This window comes from Pseudomonas sp. ZT5P21, assembly GCF_054897785.1.
Window position 1 is genome coordinate 3,794,357 of sequence record NZ_CM142705.1, and the last position, 15,000, is coordinate 3,809,356.

13 protein-coding genes are annotated in these 15,000 nt (G+C 60.6%); all 13 read right to left on the bottom strand.

The features are described 5' to 3' along the window. Positions 1 to 26 precede the first annotated feature (26 nt). Positions 27 to 587, bottom strand: coding sequence for a CvpA family protein (locus tag ACYZT9_RS17600; protein ID WP_462006673.1), 561 nt, complete (start codon positions 585 to 587; stop codon positions 27 to 29). A gap of 99 nt (positions 588 to 686) precedes the next feature. After that, positions 687 to 1,352, bottom strand: a complete 666-nt coding sequence (locus tag ACYZT9_RS17605; protein ID WP_462006674.1) for an SPOR domain-containing protein — start codon at positions 1,350 to 1,352, stop codon at positions 687 to 689. Continuing rightward, complete coding sequence (gene folC, locus ACYZT9_RS17610) at positions 1,336 to 2,643, bottom strand: bifunctional tetrahydrofolate synthase/dihydrofolate synthase (protein ID WP_462006675.1); 1,308 nt, start codon at positions 2,641 to 2,643, stop codon at positions 1,336 to 1,338. Before folC ends, ACYZT9_RS17605 begins: the two co-directional genes overlap by 17 nt. Then, positions 2,640 to 3,560 (bottom strand): acetyl-CoA carboxylase, carboxyltransferase subunit beta, encoded by a 921-nt coding sequence (gene accD, locus ACYZT9_RS17615; RefSeq protein ID WP_462006676.1) that lies wholly within the window; start codon positions 3,558 to 3,560, stop codon positions 2,640 to 2,642. Before accD ends, folC begins: the two co-directional genes overlap by 4 nt. A 209-nt stretch (positions 3,561 to 3,769) precedes the next feature. Continuing rightward, complete coding sequence (locus tag ACYZT9_RS17620) at positions 3,770 to 4,393, bottom strand: phosphoribosylanthranilate isomerase (protein WP_462006677.1); 624 nt, start codon at positions 4,391 to 4,393, stop codon at positions 3,770 to 3,772. Between the two features lie 64 nt (positions 4,394 to 4,457). Then, positions 4,458 to 5,282, bottom strand: coding sequence for a tRNA pseudouridine(38-40) synthase TruA (gene truA / locus ACYZT9_RS17625; protein ID WP_462010249.1), 825 nt, complete (start codon positions 5,280 to 5,282; stop codon positions 4,458 to 4,460). Positions 5,283 to 5,585: 303 nt separating this feature from the next. Continuing rightward, entirely contained in the window at positions 5,586 to 8,213 is a 2,628-nt protein-coding gene (locus ACYZT9_RS17630; protein WP_462006678.1) for a FimV/HubP family polar landmark protein, read from the bottom strand. 208 nt (positions 8,214 to 8,421) lie between these two features. Further along, positions 8,422 to 9,432, bottom strand: a complete 1,011-nt coding sequence (locus tag ACYZT9_RS17635; RefSeq protein WP_462006679.1) for an aspartate-semialdehyde dehydrogenase — start codon at positions 9,430 to 9,432, stop codon at positions 8,422 to 8,424. A 255-nt stretch (positions 9,433 to 9,687) separates the two neighbouring features. Further along, the gene (gene asd, locus ACYZT9_RS17640) at positions 9,688 to 10,800 is read right to left on the bottom strand and encodes an aspartate-semialdehyde dehydrogenase (protein WP_046026895.1); all 1,113 of its coding nucleotides are present in this window, start codon (positions 10,798 to 10,800) and stop codon (positions 9,688 to 9,690) included. 68 nt (positions 10,801 to 10,868) lie between these two features. Beyond that, the gene (leuB, locus tag ACYZT9_RS17645) at positions 10,869 to 11,951 is read right to left on the bottom strand and encodes a 3-isopropylmalate dehydrogenase (protein WP_462006680.1); all 1,083 of its coding nucleotides are present in this window, start codon (positions 11,949 to 11,951) and stop codon (positions 10,869 to 10,871) included. A 50-nt stretch (positions 11,952 to 12,001) separates the two neighbouring features. After that, on the bottom strand, positions 12,002 to 12,769 hold the full coding sequence (locus ACYZT9_RS17650) for a class I SAM-dependent methyltransferase (RefSeq protein ID WP_462006681.1): 768 nt from the start codon (positions 12,767 to 12,769) through the stop codon (positions 12,002 to 12,004). 149 nt (positions 12,770 to 12,918) lie between these two features. Further along, entirely contained in the window at positions 12,919 to 13,563 is a 645-nt protein-coding gene (gene leuD, locus ACYZT9_RS17655) for a 3-isopropylmalate dehydratase small subunit (RefSeq protein WP_462006682.1), read from the bottom strand. An 11-nt stretch (positions 13,564 to 13,574) separates the two neighbouring features. Beyond that, positions 13,575 to 14,993 carry a 3-isopropylmalate dehydratase large subunit gene (gene leuC / locus ACYZT9_RS17660; protein ID WP_462006683.1) on the bottom strand — a complete coding sequence of 473 codons (1,419 nt, stop codon included), beginning with the start codon at positions 14,991 to 14,993 and terminating at the stop codon, positions 13,575 to 13,577. Between the last annotated feature and the right edge of the window lie 7 nt (positions 14,994 to 15,000).

Here is a 15,000-nt window from a genome sequence, read left to right on the forward strand (position 1 = left end):
CTTAATGGATCTGAACTGAACACAACTCACTGAGGCGTTTTGGCCGTTGGCAAGAGGTGCTCCTTGAACGGTATTTCAGCGGGTACGCTGATACCGCTGGCAAGCCACTGACTGCTCCACCCGAGGATCAGGTTTTTGGACCAGTCTGCGACCAATAGAAATTTTGGCACGAGCTGCGACTGTTGCCACCACCCGTCCTGCTGTACCGGCCCCAGGCTCAACAGCCCGACCGCCACGACCACCAGCAATACGCCACGCGCGGCGCCGAAGGCCATGCCGAGGAATCGATCGGTCCCGGACAACCCGGTGACGCGAACCAATTCGCCGATAAGATAATTGACCATTGCGCCTACGATCAGCGTGGCGACAAACATTATTGCGCAGCCCGCGATCACGCGAGCCGATGGCGTTTCGATGTATCCGGCGAGGTTCTCGGACAATGCACCACCGAACATCCAGGCGACGACTCCTGCGATGATCCAGGTCACCAGCGATAATGCTTCCTTGACGAAGCCGCGGCTCAGACTGATCAATGCGGAGATGGCGATGATTGCAACGATCGCCCAGTCAACCCAGGTAAATGGCACAGTGCAGCCTACAGACGGATAAGGCGGCGCATTTTAGCAGAGCCCATGCTTATCGGTAAGCTGCGATTGTCAGTGCATTTCAAATCGGGGCGATAGTTTTTAGCCGCGCTCAGGCTGGAAGCGCACTACAAAACCCTTGAGGTTCTGCTGGCGGTTCAACAAGTCACGCAGGCGATCGGCTTCTGCACGCTCGATCAGTGGCCCGACGAACACCCGATTCTTGCCGTCAGCCGTGCGAATGTAGGCGTTGTAACCCTGGCTGCGCAGGGTTTTTTGCAGGTTTTCTGCGCTGGCACGGTTCGACAGGCTGGCCAGTTGCACCGACCAACTGACCGACAGGCCATTGGCGTCGACGCGGCTTTGAGTAGTGTCCGGTTTGCCCGGTGCGGCGGCAATCGGCTGGCTGGGTGCAGTCGTTGGCTTGTTGACCGGCGCGGGTGCCGGAGGCGGCGTTACCGGTTTCGCAGCAGGCGCAGGCGCGACGGGCGCAGTCGGTGCGATCGGCGTCGATGGCTCTTCCTGCTGTGCGATGTCGTCATCACTCGGCACGGGTTCTTGCGGCAAGGCTTGAGGTTCGGGCACGACCACCGGCTCAACCTGCACCTGCGGCACTGAAGGTGCCTGCGGCGCGGCGGGCGCCTCGACCGTGACCTGACGTTGTTCATCCTGACGGGAAAACAGCATCGGCAGGAAAATCACTGCCAGCGCCACCAGTACCAGGGCGCCGACCATGCGTTGTTTGTAGGCCTTATCCAGCAATGCCATTTGCCGCTTCCTCCGTGGAGCGCCGGGCCAGCCATTCAAGGGCCTCGGCAACACAATAAAATGATCCGAACAACAGAATCTCGTCGTCGCTCGTCGCCCGCGCGCACTGCCCTTCCAGGGCGGCGACCACACTGTCATAGGACGTTACCGAAGCACCAAGGTTCTGTAACGCCCCATGCAAATCGGTAACCGGTCGCGCCCGCGGTGAATCCAGCGGTGCAACAGCCCAGTGCTGGACACTAGCATTCAATTCACCGACAACACCATCCAGATCCTTGTCCGCCAGCAATCCAAATACTGCCAGACGCTTGCCCACCGGTGATCGGCTCGCCAGACGGCGCGCCAGATATTCGGCCGCATGGGGGTTATGCCCCACATCCAGCAACAGGTTCAGACGCTTGCCCTGCCAGTCGAACTGTCGGCGATCGAGGCGCCCGACCACTCTCGTGGCTTTCAAGGCATCAACGATTTGCGCATCCACCCAAGGCAAACCAAGCAGTAGATAAGCCTGCAATGCCAGCGCGGCGTTTTCCATAGGCAGATCGAGCAACGGCAAATCATGCAACTCGACGACTTGCCCTTGAGCATCAAGACCGCGCCATTGCCAATTGTGATCGGTAACACCGAGGTCAAAATCGCGCCCACGCAGGAAAAACGGGCAAGCCAGTTCGCTCGCCTTGTCCAGCAGAGGCTGAGGTGGATTCAGATCGCCACAGAGCGCAGGCGCGCCCTGACGGAAGATGCCGGCTTTTTCGTAGGCCACGGATTCTCGGGTGTCGCCCAGATAGTCCGCATGATCAACACCGATGCTGGTCACCAGCGCCATGTCGGCATCCACCACGTTGACCGTGTCCAGACGCCCGCCCAGACCGACTTCCAGCACCACGGCATCAAGCCCGGACCGTTGAAACAGCCAGAACGCCGCCAGGGTGCCCATTTCGAAATACGTCAGGGAAGTCTCGCCACGGCCAGCCTCCACCACTGCAAAGGCTTCGCACAGCTCAGCGTCAGTCGCTTCGACGCCGTTGACCTGCACCCGCTCGTTGTAACGCAGCAGGTGCGGAGAATTGTAGACACCGACTTTCAGGCCCTGCGCCCGCAGCAACGAAGCCACAAATGCGCAGGTAGAACCCTTGCCGTTGGTGCCGGTGACCGTAATTACCCGAGGCGCCGGCTTGCCCAGCCCTAAGCGGGACGCTACCTGCTGCGAGCGCTCAAGGCCCATGTCGATGGCCGAAGGATGCAACTGCTCAAGGTAGGCGAGCCACTCGCCAAGGGTACGTTGGGTCATAGGTTGGCTGGCACCGGCGGCACCACGATCGGTTCGATCGGCGCCGCGACGAATTTCGGTGTCGGCTTGCCGGTCAGTTGCGCCAGCAGGTTACCCAGACGCGGACGCAGCTCCTGACGGTGAATGATCATGTCGATCGCGCCGTGCTCCAGCAGGAACTCACTGCGCTGGAAACCTTCCGGCAGTTTTTCGCGAACGGTCTGCTCGATCACGCGTGGACCGGCGAAGCCGATCAAGGCTTTCGGCTCACCGACGATCACGTCGCCGAGCATCGCCAGACTGGCGGAAACGCCGCCATAAACAGGGTCGGTCAGCACGGAAATGAACGGAATGCCTTCTTCACGCAGACGCGCCAGCACCGCGGAGGTCTTGGCCATTTGCATCAGGGAAATCAGGGCTTCCTGCATCCGCGCACCACCGGAAGCGGCGAAGCAGATCATCGGGCATTTGTTTTCCAGGGCGTAGTTGGCGGCGCGCACGAAGCGCTCACCGACGATGGCGCCCATGGAACCGCCCATGAAAGAGAATTCGAAGGCCGAGACCACCACCGGCATACCCAGCAGCGTGCCGCTCATGGAGATCAGCGCGTCTTTCTCGCCGGTCTGCTTTTGCGCAGCGACCAGGCGGTCCTTGTACTTCTTGCCGTCGCGGAATTTCAAGCGATCGACCGGCTCCAGGTCCGCACCCAGTTCGACACGACCTTCGGCGTCGAGGAAGATGTCGATGCGGGCGCGGGCGCCGATACGCATGTGGTGGTTGCACTTTGGGCAAACGTCCAGGGTTTTTTCCAGCTCCGGACGATACAACACAGCCTCGCAAGACGGGCATTTGTGCCACAGACCTTCAGGCACCGAGCTCTTCTTGACCTCGGAACGCATGATCGAAGGGATCAGTTTGTCTACTAACCAGTTGCTCATGCTTTCTTTCTCCAGTACCGGCGGCCCGAACGCTCTGGTTCGCAGCCCCACGTATGCCCTTGAGCTAAATTCATGTGTGTGGCGATGATCGGTGGATGGCCGGGTCAGTGAAGCGTGACCTGCGTACAACCCATCAATCCTCAGCCGTGCCTGCTTTGTGCAGCGCAGTGCATTTTGGGACGGCGGCAGTCTGCCAGCCGTCACATCAACTACGTGCTACTGCGTACAGCCTTGATGAAAGCCTGAATCTTTGCGTGATCCTTGATGCCCTTGCTCGCCTCTACCCCGCCACTGACGTCCACGGCGTAAGGCCGGACCCGGTTAATTGCCTCGGCGACATTGTCAGGCGTCAAGCCGCCCGCCAGGATGATCGGTTTGCTCAAGCCTTGCGGTATCAAAGACCAGTCGAATGCTTCGCCGGTTCCGCCAGGTACGCCTTCAACGTAGGCGTCGAGCAGGATGCCGCTGGCGCTGGGAAATGCATCGCATGCCGCCGCGATATCGTCGCCGGCCTTGACCCGCAGCGCCTTGATATAGGGCCGATTCCAGCCTTCACAGTCGGCTGCGGTTTCGTCACCATGAAACTGCAACAGATCCAGCGGCACCGCGTCGAGCAGCTCGCCCAGCTCGCAGCGGCTGGCATTTACAAACAGCCCCACGGTGGTCACGAACGGCGGCAGCGCTTTGATGATGTCGCGCGCCTGCTGGAACGTCACGGCCCGTGGACTCTTGGCGTAAAACACAAACCCGATGGCATCAGCCCCGGCCTCGACCGCCGCCAACGCATCTTCTATGCGGGTAATCCCGCAAATCTTGCTGCGAACGGCTGACATGTCGATAAAAACCTCAGGGCAAATCCGGGAAAGTCCCGGATGGTAACAAATGCGTTCGAGGGCGTCAGCCGTCAAGTTCGGCGAAACCGGTGAGGAAGTGTGGGCCGATGTAACGCTCAGGCAATTCAAACTCGTCGCGGTACTCGACCTGCACCAGATACAGGCCGAATGGATGCGCTGTCACCCCGCCAGAACGGCGAATCCGGCTTTCCAGCACTTCTTTCATCCACTCCACCGGACGCTCGCCAGTGCCGATGGTCATCAATACACCCGCGATGTTCCGCACCATGTGGTGCAGGAAGGCGCTGGCGCGTATATCCAGCACGATCATCTTGCCGTGACGTGTGACGCGCAGGTGATGCAGTTCCTTGATCGGCGACTTGGCCTGGCACTGACCCGCACGAAAAGCGCTGAAGTCATGGGTGCCGACCAGGTATTGCGCGGCCTCGGCCATGCGCTCGACGTCGAGGGGGCGGTGATTCCAGGTGATTTCTTCGTTCAGGTGCGCCGGGCGGATCTGATCGTTGTAGATCACGTAGCGATAGCGCCGGGCGATGGCCTTGAACCGCGCATGGAAATGCGCCGGCATGACCTTGGCCCAACTGACGCTGACGTCGTGGGGCAAGTTGATGTTGGCGCCCATGACCCAGGCTTTCATCGAGCGCTCGACCTGTGTGTCGAAATGCACCACCTGACCGCACGCATGCACGCCTGCGTCCGTGCGCCCGGCGCAGAGCAGCGACACCGGTGAGTCGGCGACTTTGGACAAGGCCTTTTCCAGGGTTTCCTGCACCGTGAGCACACCGGACGCCTGGCGCTGCCAGCCGCGAAAGCGCGAGCCTTTGTATTCAACGCCCAAGGCGATGCGGAAAAAGCCGTCGGCCGCCATTTCGGCGGCCGGGTTATCTATATTTGCCAAGGAGTGAAGGCCTGCTGATGTAAGCAAAGGTCGGCATTATAAGGCTGTGGGACGGGGATGCCAGCACAACAGAAAGTAGGATGTCGAATGTTAGGGCCTCTTCGCGAGCAAGCCCGCTCCCACATTTGACCGAGTTTCCTTCAGGACAAACGCGGTTGGAATGTGGGAGCGGGCTTGCTCGCGAAAGCGGTGGGACAGACAACACCGCAGCAAAGCGCAAACAAAAACGGCAGCCTCTATGGGCTGCCGTTCTTTTTACAACTTGCTTACTCATCAAGCCAGACGCGCAAGCATTTCCTTGGCTTCGCTCTTCTGACCGGCATCACCCTCGGTCACGACCTCGTTGAGGATGTCCCGTGCGCCGTCGGCGTCGCCCATGTCGATGTAGGCCTGGGCCAGGTCGAGTTTGGTGGCGACTTCGTCGGTGCCAGCAAGGAAATCGAATTCCGGCTCATCAGCAGCGGAGGCCAGGGCGTCCTCTGCGGTGAAGGTCGGTTCGCCAATACTCTGGGACAGACGATCCAGCTCGGCGTTGACATCATCCAGCTCAGCCGCGAAGGCGTCCGGAGCATCCATTTCATCGGCCAGCGACAGGTCGAAATCGGACGGCAACTCCAGATCGTCCAGGACAACTTCAGGCACAGCCGGCACGTCAGCGGCAGGCAGATCCTTGACGTCATCCTCCAGGCTCAACAGGAAATCGTCTTCGGCCAGCATCCCCGACGAAGGCTCGGCACCGAGGTCCATGTCCAGATCGAAGTCCGACAAGTCGTCGAGGTTTTCCTTGATTTCAGTCTGCTGCTGCAAAACCGCCTCAAAGCTCAGGTCGTCGTCCAGCGGGAATTCATCCAGTTCGGCCACAGCCTCTGGCGAAGGCGTCGGCTCAGGTGCAACCACCGCAGGAGAGGCCGTTTCCAGATCATCCAGACTCAGATCGAACGCGCTGTCGAAGTCGTCATCGGCCAGTGCCGGTGCCGGTTTTTCGGGCTCGTCCATCAACAGGTCCTTGACGTATTGGGCGTCCAGTTCGGCAGCGACTGCCGCGGCAGCGAGGCCACCCGCCGCGACGACAGCCATGGCCGGGAAGCGGCTTTTCAGTTCTTCGACACGGGCGAAGTTTTCGCCGTTAGCCACAAGCTGACGCTCCTGGGCCACGAACGCATCGCGGTCGCCCTGCTGTCCGTAGACTTCCATCAGCTTCAGACGCAGGTCACTGCGCTGAGGCTCTTGTTTGATGCCGTCTTCCAGCAACGCAGCAGCCTGATTCAGGCGGCCGGCGGTCATGTGCGACTGCGCCTTGGTCAGAACGTCGTCATCATGATCAGCGGCAGGCGCGACCAGTGGCGCGGCGATCGGCGGCGTTACCACCACGGGAGCAATCACCGGAGCCGGTGCTGGGGTCGGCGCTGGCGCAGGAGTTGGTGCGGTCGCGAGCTTCACGCTTGGCGGCGGAACTTCCAGACCCTCGAAGCTGCTTTCAGGCAAGTCCTGATCAACCGGGAAGTCCTGCTCTTCGGACAAGGCGCGGGCCATGCGCAGGTGTTTCTCGGCTTCCTGCCTGGCTTTGCGGCGACGGGCCAGCAACAGCAGCAACAGCAGCAGAACCACCGCCCCGCCGCCGACCAGACCCAGCAGCACCGGATTGGTCAGCAAGTCATTGAACTTCTGCTCATCGGATGTTGCAGGCGTCGGCTCGATTGGCGTCTCGGCCACGGCCGGCGTTGCTTCAGGGGCCGCCGCAGGTGCTGGCATTGCCGGCGTAGCTTCGCCAGGCGCAGTGCCCGGCGTCAATTCGGCCGAGATGGCCGGTGCCGTCGTCGCAGCAGCCGGCGCACCCGCAGCGCCTTCAGCCTGCAACTTGGCCAGTTGATTGTTCTTCAGTTCGATCAGGCGTTGCAGCTTATCCAGCTGGCTTTGCAGATCGGTCATGCGGCTTTTCAGTTCAGCGTTGTCACGACGGGTCGTGTCGAGGCTTTCCTGAGTCACGGCCAGCTTGTTGCTCAACGATTTGGCATCACCTGCTGCACCTTTGCCACCGGCTTTGCCGGACTCGCCAGACACCAGGCTCAGATTATCCTTGGCGGGCTGCGCAGGAGCGCCTTCGCCCCGGCCGCGCTTGGTCGCATCGAGTTGCTGCTGACCGGTACCGGGCTTCGCTACGTAGCGACGCCCCTGGCGCCACGCGGTGTTCTGCGCAGCGACTTCAGCGATCGCCTTGGGTTGCGGCACGCTGGCGCTCTGCGTCTGATCCGGCAGGCGCAGGACCTGACCCGTTTTCAGCAGATTGATGTTGCCGTTGATGAACGCGTCCGGGTTCAGCGCCTGGATGGCCAGCATGGTTTGCTGAACCGAGCCGCCATTACGCGCCTTCGCGGCGATTTCCCACAGGGTATCGCGTGGCGTGGTGGTGTATTGGGTCGGCCTGGTGGCGCCGGTCACGGGTGCAGTGACCGTCTGAGTCGGTGCCGGTTGCGCAGCCGCGTCCGCGGTTTGCGGCGAGAATTTGGACGGATCGAGCAGCACGCTGTAATCGCGCAACAGGCGGCCGTTGGGCCACGTCACTTGAACCAGGAATTTGAACATCGGTTCGGACAACGGCTTGCTGGACGTCACACGCAGAATGCTTTTGCCGCTGGCGTTGAGCACCGGTGTGAAACTCAAATCATTGAGAAACGCCTGACGGTCGACACCGGCCCTGATGAAATCTTCAGGATACGCCAGGCTCGGCACCACTTCGGCAGCGGTGAGGTCCTTGACGTCGAGCAACTCGATTTCCGCCTCTAACGGCTGGTTCACCGACGACTTCAGGGTCAGCTCCCCGAGTCCGAGGGCATGCGCCATACCGGAGGACAGCGCCGAGGCGGCCGCTATTGCTAACACCAGTTTGCGAACTTGAACCATAGCCTCATCCTTTGTTTGAACATTCCTCGGCCAGCGAGAAGGTGTTGGTAGTCGCTGCCGTAAGGCATTGCGCGCGGCGGCGAAGGGTCGTCGCGCGCGATCATTTCTTTCATGCCCCGGAAAGCCTCGCAGGGTGGCTCGCCTTCAGCAATCCGGCCAAGCATAACGCTCAGCCAGAATCATTCTTCAAATAGTTGCCAAGTATCTTTTACAGCAGGTCTTTTATCAACAATTCAGCCACCTGCACAGCATTGAGCGCCGCGCCTTTGCGTACGTTATCTGACGTCAGCCACAAATTAAGTTCCGACGGGTCGTCGATTCCAGCACGAACCCGACCGACGTAGACCACGTCCTGCCCTACCGCGTCGCCTACCGGGGTCGGATAATCGCCGGCTTCCACCAACTCGACTCCGGGAGCGTTTTCCAGCGCTTGGTTGATTTTCGCCAGGTCCACAGCGCTTGCCGACTGCAGGGTCACGCTAAAGCTATCGCCAAAAAACACCGGGGCTTGAATGCAAGTGACGGAAATCTTTAATGAAGGCAAAGCCATGACCTGACGCAATTCACGCACCAGACGTTTTTCCAGCAGCGTATGGCCTTGCTCATCCGCCTTGCCGACTTGCGCCAGCAGGTTGAAAGCCATCTGCCGATCGAAGAAGGTTGGCTCCAGCGGCCGCACATTGAGCAGCTCGGCGGTTTGCCGGGCCAGTTCGGTGACAGCTTCGCGGCCCTGGGCAGAGACGGCCAGACTGGCGGTCACGTTGACACGTTGCAGGTCAAGCAGACCGCGCAAGGGTGCGAGCACCACAGCTAATGTGGTGGCCGATGGGCTTGGGCTGCTGACCTGGAACGGTTTTTCCAGAACGGACAGAACCTGAGCGTTGGCTTCCGGCACCACTTGCGGCGCCTGTTCAGCGGGCAAGGCGCCGGACAAGTCGATCAGCGAGCAACCGGCCGCGGTGGCGCGCGAGGCGAAACTCAAGGTTACCGCCGGGCCTGCGGCGAAGAACACCAACTGCACTTTGCTGAAGTCGAACTCGTCAACTTCCCGCACCCGCACGTTCTTGCCGCGAAACGGCACAGAATGCCCGGCGGATTCGCTGCTGGCCAGCAAGTGAAGGTTGCCGACCGGAAAGTCGCGCTCTTCAAGGATCTGCACCAGCGTTTCGCCGACAGTTCCGGTGGCGCCGATCACGGCAATATCAAAGGACTGGCTCATGGTTTTATCTCTGGCGAAACGGGGGAGCGGCACTTTACCGGGTGGTTGGCGTGCAGGCAATTCGGCGGGACATGTGTAGCGTCTGTGCCGGCCTCATCGCGAGCAAGCTCGCTCCCACAAGGATTGCGTTTAACACTGTGGGAGCGAGCTTGCTCGCGATAGCGGAGCATCAGGCAACCGATCACCCTCAGGCTGTCGCACATAAAAAAACCCGCGCCCCTTTCAAGGCACGGGTTCTTTCATTGCTTCAATCAATCAACGCTCAAGCAGAATCCGCAGCATACGACGCAGCGGCTCGGCCGCGCCCCACAGCAGCTGGTCGCCGACCGTGAACGCGCCGACGAACTGCGACCCCATGTTCAATTTGCGCAGACGACCGACCGGCACATTCAGGGTGCCGGTGACCTTGGTCGGGCTCAGCTCCTGCATGCTGATGTCGCGATTGTTCGGCACCAGTTTGACCCACGGGTTGTGCTGGCTGATCAGCCCTTCGATGTCGGCGATCGGCACGTCTTTGTTCAGCTTGATGGTCAACGCCTGGCTGTGGCAGCGCATGGCGCCGATGCGCACGCAGATGCCGTCCACCGGGATCGGGCTCTTGAAGCGACCGAGAATCTTGTTGGTCTCGGCCTGGGCCTTCCACTCTTCGCGGCTCTGACCGTTCGGCAGTTCCTTGTCGATCCACGGGATCAGGCTGCCGGCCAGCGGCACGCCGAAATTTTCGGTCGGGTACGCGTCGCTGCGCATGGCTTCGGCGACACGGCGGTCGATGTCGAGGATGGCGCTGGCCGGGTCGGCCAGTTGATCGGCGACAGCAGCGTGGGTCGCGCCCATTTGCTTGATCAGTTCACGCATGTTCTGCGCGCCGGCACCGGAGGCCGCCTGATAGGTCATGGCGCTCATCCACTCCACCAGACCGGCTTCGAACAGACCACCCAGCCCCATCAGCATCAGGCTGACGGTACAGTTGCCGCCGATGTAGTTCTTGGTGCCCGCGTCGAGTTGCTGGTCGATGACCTTGCGGTTTACCGGGTCTAGCACGATCACCGCGTCGTCCTGCATGCGCAAACTGGAAGCGGCGTCGATCCAGTACCCCTGCCAGCCGGCTTCGCGCAGTTTCGGGAACACTTCGCTGGTGTAGTCGCCACCCTGGCAGGTCAGAATCACGTCGAGGGTTTTCAGCTCTTCAATGCTGTAAGCGTCCTTGAGCGGAGCAATGTCCTTGCCCACGGACGGGCCTTGCCCACCGACATTGGAAGTGGTGAAAAACACCGGCTCGATAAGATCGAAATCCTGCTCTTCCAGCATCCGCTGCATGAGCACGGAACCGACCATACCGCGCCAACCGATCAGACCTACACGTTTCATCGCAACTACACCTTATTGAAAAGTGGGCCGCTGCTGTCGAAGTTGAAAGTGGCAGCGGGCCCGAGAGATTACAGATTCCGCAGCGCGGCGACTACTGCGTCGCCCATTTCCTGCGTACCGACTTTAGTGCAACCGGTCGACCAGATGTCGCCCGTGCGCAGGCCTTGATCCAGTACCAGACTAACGGCCTGTTCGATCGCATCCGCCGCGCCCTGTTGATTGAAGCTGTAACGCAGCATCATCGACACCGACAAAATGGTCGCCAGCGGGTTGGCGATGCCCTTGCCCGCGATGTCCGGCGCGGAGCCGTGGCACGGCTCGTACATGCCCTTGTTGTGGGTGTCCAGCGATGCCGATGGCAGCATGCCGATGGAACCGGTGAGCATCGACGCCTGGTCGGACAGGATGTCGCCAAACAGGTTGTCGGTAACGATCACGTCGAACTGCTTCGGCGCCCGCACCAGTTGCATGGCGGCGTTGTCGACATACATGTGGCTCAGTTCGACTTCAGGGTAATCCTTGGCCACTTCTTCGACGATTTCACGCCACAACTGGCTGGAAGCCAGGACGTTGGCCTTGTCCACCGAGCACAGCTTCTTGCCACGCACCATGGCCATGTCGAAACCGACACGGGCGATGCGGCGAATTTCGCTTTCGCTGTATGGCAGCGTGTCATAAGCCTGACGCTCGCCATTCTCCAGGGTGCGCACGCCACGCGGCGCGCCGAAGTAGATACCGCCGGTCAGTTCGCGGACGATCAGGATGTCCAGACCCGAAACGATTTCAGCTTTCAGGCTGGAAGCCTCGGCCAGTTGCGGGTACAGGATCGCCGGGCGCAGGTTGCCGAACAGGCCCAGTTGCGCACGAATCTTCAGCAGGCCGCGCTCAGGGCGAATGTCACGCTCGATGGTGTCCCATTTCGGGCCGCCCACGGCGCCCAGCAGGACAGCGTCGGCTGCGCGAGCACGCTCCAGGGTTTCGTCGGCCAGCGGTACGCCGTGCTTGTCGATGGCCGCGCCACCGATAACATCGTGACTCAGTTCGAAGCCCAGGCTGTACTTGTCGTTCGCCAACTCCAGCACTTTGACCGCTTCGGCCATGATTTCCGGACCAATACCGTCACCCGGGAGAATCAGAATCTGCTTGCTCATGCTTTCCTCATGTCATCAGTCGGTGTGCCCAGGGCACTCCCGTAAAAATTCTATCGTTCAGCCATCAGCACCAGCACATCAGTACTGAACGAACCATCGGCCTCAATCTCGAAATATTCGCGCACTTCATTGCCCATCGACTGCTGCAACTCGCGGATCGCTGCGCGCATCACTGGCGGTGTGCGCATGCGCTCGACCCAGGAGCTGTACTCCAGCCGCAGGCGTTGACGCGTCGTACTGCGAGTGTGCAACCCCGCCTCGCTGACCTGACGCAACCACTCACCGGCGGAATAATCACGCACATGGCTGGTGTCGCGCAGCACTTCGACGCTTTGCAGGTAAGTGTCGAACAACGGACTGCCCGGTGACAACACGTCGATGAACGCCGCCACGCCGCCCGGTTTCAGCACCCGCCGCACTTCTCGCAGTGCCATGCCCAGATCGCTCCAATGGTGCGCCGAATACCGGCTGAAGACGAAATCGAACTCGCTATCGTCAAACGGCAGGCGCTCGGCCGCACCGTTGACGGTGGACACATTATTCAAACCACGATCAGCGGCGGCAGTGGCGACCACGTCGAGCATTTGCTGCGACAGGTCATAAGCCACCACCTCCTTGACCAGCGACGCCACGTGAAAACTCACATGACCGGCGCCGCAACCCAAATCCAAAACCCGGGCATCGCCCTGCCCGGCCAGTTCAGCTTGTAGCAGGGTAAATTCGGTGCCTTGAGCGTGGACGGCGCTGCTCAGGTAGGCCGAGGCCTGTTCGCCGAATTGCTTTTGGACAACCTGAGTGTGCTGAGCGGTGCTGGTCATGGGGACTTCCTTTTGGGGTTTAGCCTTGTGTTGTCCGGGCTGCCGTCTTCGCGAGCAAGCCCGCTCCCAAAGGGGTGTGGTGTACACCGACAATCCAATGTGGGAGCGGGCTTGCTCGCGAAGAGGCCGGAATTGCCTACATCAATTCCTCAGGCATCGCGAAACAACCAAGGCTGGCTCGCCCGGTGCTTGGCTTCAAACGTGGCAATCGCCTCGTGATCCTGCAAGGTCAGGCCGATATCATCCAGACCGTTGAGCAGGCAATGCTTACGGAATGCATCGATCTCAAAACTCAACACTTTGCCATCTGGACGGGTCACGGTCTGGGCCTGCAGATCAACCTGCAACTGGTAGCCAGGATTCGCCTCAACCTGCTCGAACAGTTCATCTACTTCAGCGTCGCTCAGAATGATCGGCAGCAAGCCGTTCTTGAAGCTGTTGTTGAAGAAGATGTCGGCGTAGCTCGGCGCGATGATACTGCGGAAACCGTACTCTTCCAGCGCCCACGGCGCGTGTTCACGGCTGGAGCCGCAACCGAAGTTTTCGCGGGCCAGCAACACGCTGGCGCCTTGATAACGCTCGGCGTTGAGGACGAAGTCCTTGTTCAACGGGCGCTTGGAGTTGTCCTGGTACGGCTGGCCCACATCCAGATAACGCCACTCATCGAACAGGTTCGGGCCGAAACCCGTGCGCTTGATCGACTTCAAAAACTGCTTCGGGATGATCTGGTCGGTGTCGACGTTGGCACGATCCAGAGGCGCGACAAGACCAGTGTGCTGGGTAAAAGCTTTCATGCTGCGCTCCTTTAAATCAATTCACGGACATCGACGAAACGACCGTTCACCGCCGCCGCTGCGGCCATCGCCGGGCTCACGAGGTGGGTACGACCACCGGCGCCCTGACGACCTTCGAAGTTGCGGTTGGAGGTGGAAGCGCAATGCTCGCCCGACTCCAAACGGTCCGGGTTCATCGCCAGGCACATCGAGCAACCCGGCTCGCGCCATTCAAAACCGGCGTCGAGGAAAATCTTGTCCAGGCCTTCCGACTCAGCCTGCGCCTTCACCAGACCCGAGCCCGGCACCACGATGGCCTGCTTGATGGTCGAAGCCACTTTGCGGCCCTTGGCGATAACGGCAGCAGCGCGCAAATCTTCGATCCGCGAGTTGGTGCAGGAACCGATGAATACGCGGTCCAGTTGAATGTCGGTGATCGCCTGATTGGCGGTCAAACCCATGTATTTCAACGCACGCTCGATGGAGCCGCGCTTGACCAGGTCCATTTCCTTCGCCGGGTCCGGCACGTTCTGATCGACGGCCAGCACCATCTCGGGCGAAGTGCCCCAGCTGACTTGCGGTTTGATCTGGGTCGCGTCGAGTTCAACGACGGTGTCGAACCTGGCGTCTTCGTCTGTCACCAGGTCTTTCCAGGCTTCGACGGCCAAGTCCCATTCCGCACCTTTCGGAGCGAATGGACGGCCCTTCACGTAGGCCACGGTTTTTTCATCCGCAGCCACCAGACCCACGCGAGCGCCGGCCTCGATGGACATGTTGCAGATGGTCATGCGGCCTTCGACCGACAGATCGCGAATCGCACTACCGGCGAACTCGATCGCATGGCCGTTACCGCCGGCGGTGCCGATCTTGCCGATCACGGCGAGCACGATGTCCTTGGCGGTCACGCCGAACGGCAATGTGCCTTCGACCGACACCAGCATGTTCTTCATTTTTTTGGCGACCAGGCACTGGGTGGCGAGCACATGCTCGACCTCGGACGTGCCGATACCGTGAGCCAGAGCGCCGAATGCGCCGTGGGTCGAGGTGTGGGAGTCGCCGCAGACCACGGTCATGCCCGGCAAGGTCGCGCCCTGCTCCGGGCCGATAACGTGCACGATGCCTTGACGCACGTCATTCATCTTGAATTCGACAATGCCATATTCATCGCAGTTGTCGTCGAGGGTCTGAACCTGCAGACGCGAGACCTGGTCGGCAATGGCTTCGATGCCGCCCTTGCGCTCCGGCGTGGTCGGTACGTTGTGGTCCGGGGTCGCGATGTTGGCATCGATGCGCCAAGGCTTGCGCCCGACCAGTCGCAGGCCTTCAAAGGCTTGCGGCGAGGTCACTTCGTGGATGATGTGACGATCGATGTAGATCAGCGCAGAGCCATCGTCGCGCTGTTTGACCAAGTGCGAATCCCAGAGCTTGTCGTAGAGCGTTTTGCCGGCCATCAGACGG

Excerpts from the sequence above, each read along its gene's own strand:
- ACYZT9_RS17605 (WP_462006674.1), bottom strand. The coding sequence starts at position 1,352 with ATGGCATTGCTGGATAAGGCCTACAAACAACGCATGGTCGGCGCCCTG.
- folC (WP_462006675.1), bottom strand. The coding sequence starts at position 2,643 with ATGACCCAACGTACCCTTGGCGAGTGGCTCGCCTACCTTGAGCAGTTG.
- accD (WP_462006676.1), bottom strand. The coding sequence starts at position 3,560 with ATGAGCAACTGGTTAGTAGACAAACTGATCCCTTCGATCATGCGTTCC.
- ACYZT9_RS17620 (WP_462006677.1), bottom strand. The coding sequence starts at position 4,393 with ATGTCAGCCGTTCGCAGCAAGATTTGCGGGATTACCCGCATAGAAGAT.
- truA (WP_462010249.1), bottom strand. The coding sequence starts at position 5,282 with ATGGCGGCCGACGGCTTTTTCCGCATCGCCTTGGGCGTTGAATACAAA.
- ACYZT9_RS17630 (WP_462006678.1), bottom strand. The coding sequence starts at position 8,213 with ATGGTTCAAGTTCGCAAACTGGTGTTAGCAATAGCGGCCGCCTCGGCG.
- ACYZT9_RS17635 (WP_462006679.1), bottom strand. The coding sequence starts at position 9,432 with ATGAGCCAGTCCTTTGATATTGCCGTGATCGGCGCCACCGGAACTGTC.
- asd (WP_046026895.1), bottom strand. The coding sequence starts at position 10,800 with ATGAAACGTGTAGGTCTGATCGGTTGGCGCGGTATGGTCGGTTCCGTG.
- leuB (WP_462006680.1), bottom strand. The coding sequence starts at position 11,951 with ATGAGCAAGCAGATTCTGATTCTCCCGGGTGACGGTATTGGTCCGGAA.
- ACYZT9_RS17650 (WP_462006681.1), bottom strand. The coding sequence starts at position 12,769 with ATGACCAGCACCGCTCAGCACACTCAGGTTGTCCAAAAGCAATTCGGC.
- leuD (WP_462006682.1), bottom strand. The coding sequence starts at position 13,563 with ATGAAAGCTTTTACCCAGCACACTGGTCTTGTCGCGCCTCTGGATCGT.
- leuC (WP_462006683.1), bottom strand. The coding sequence starts at position 14,993 with ATGGCCGGCAAAACGCTCTACGACAAGCTCTGGGATTCGCACTTGGTC.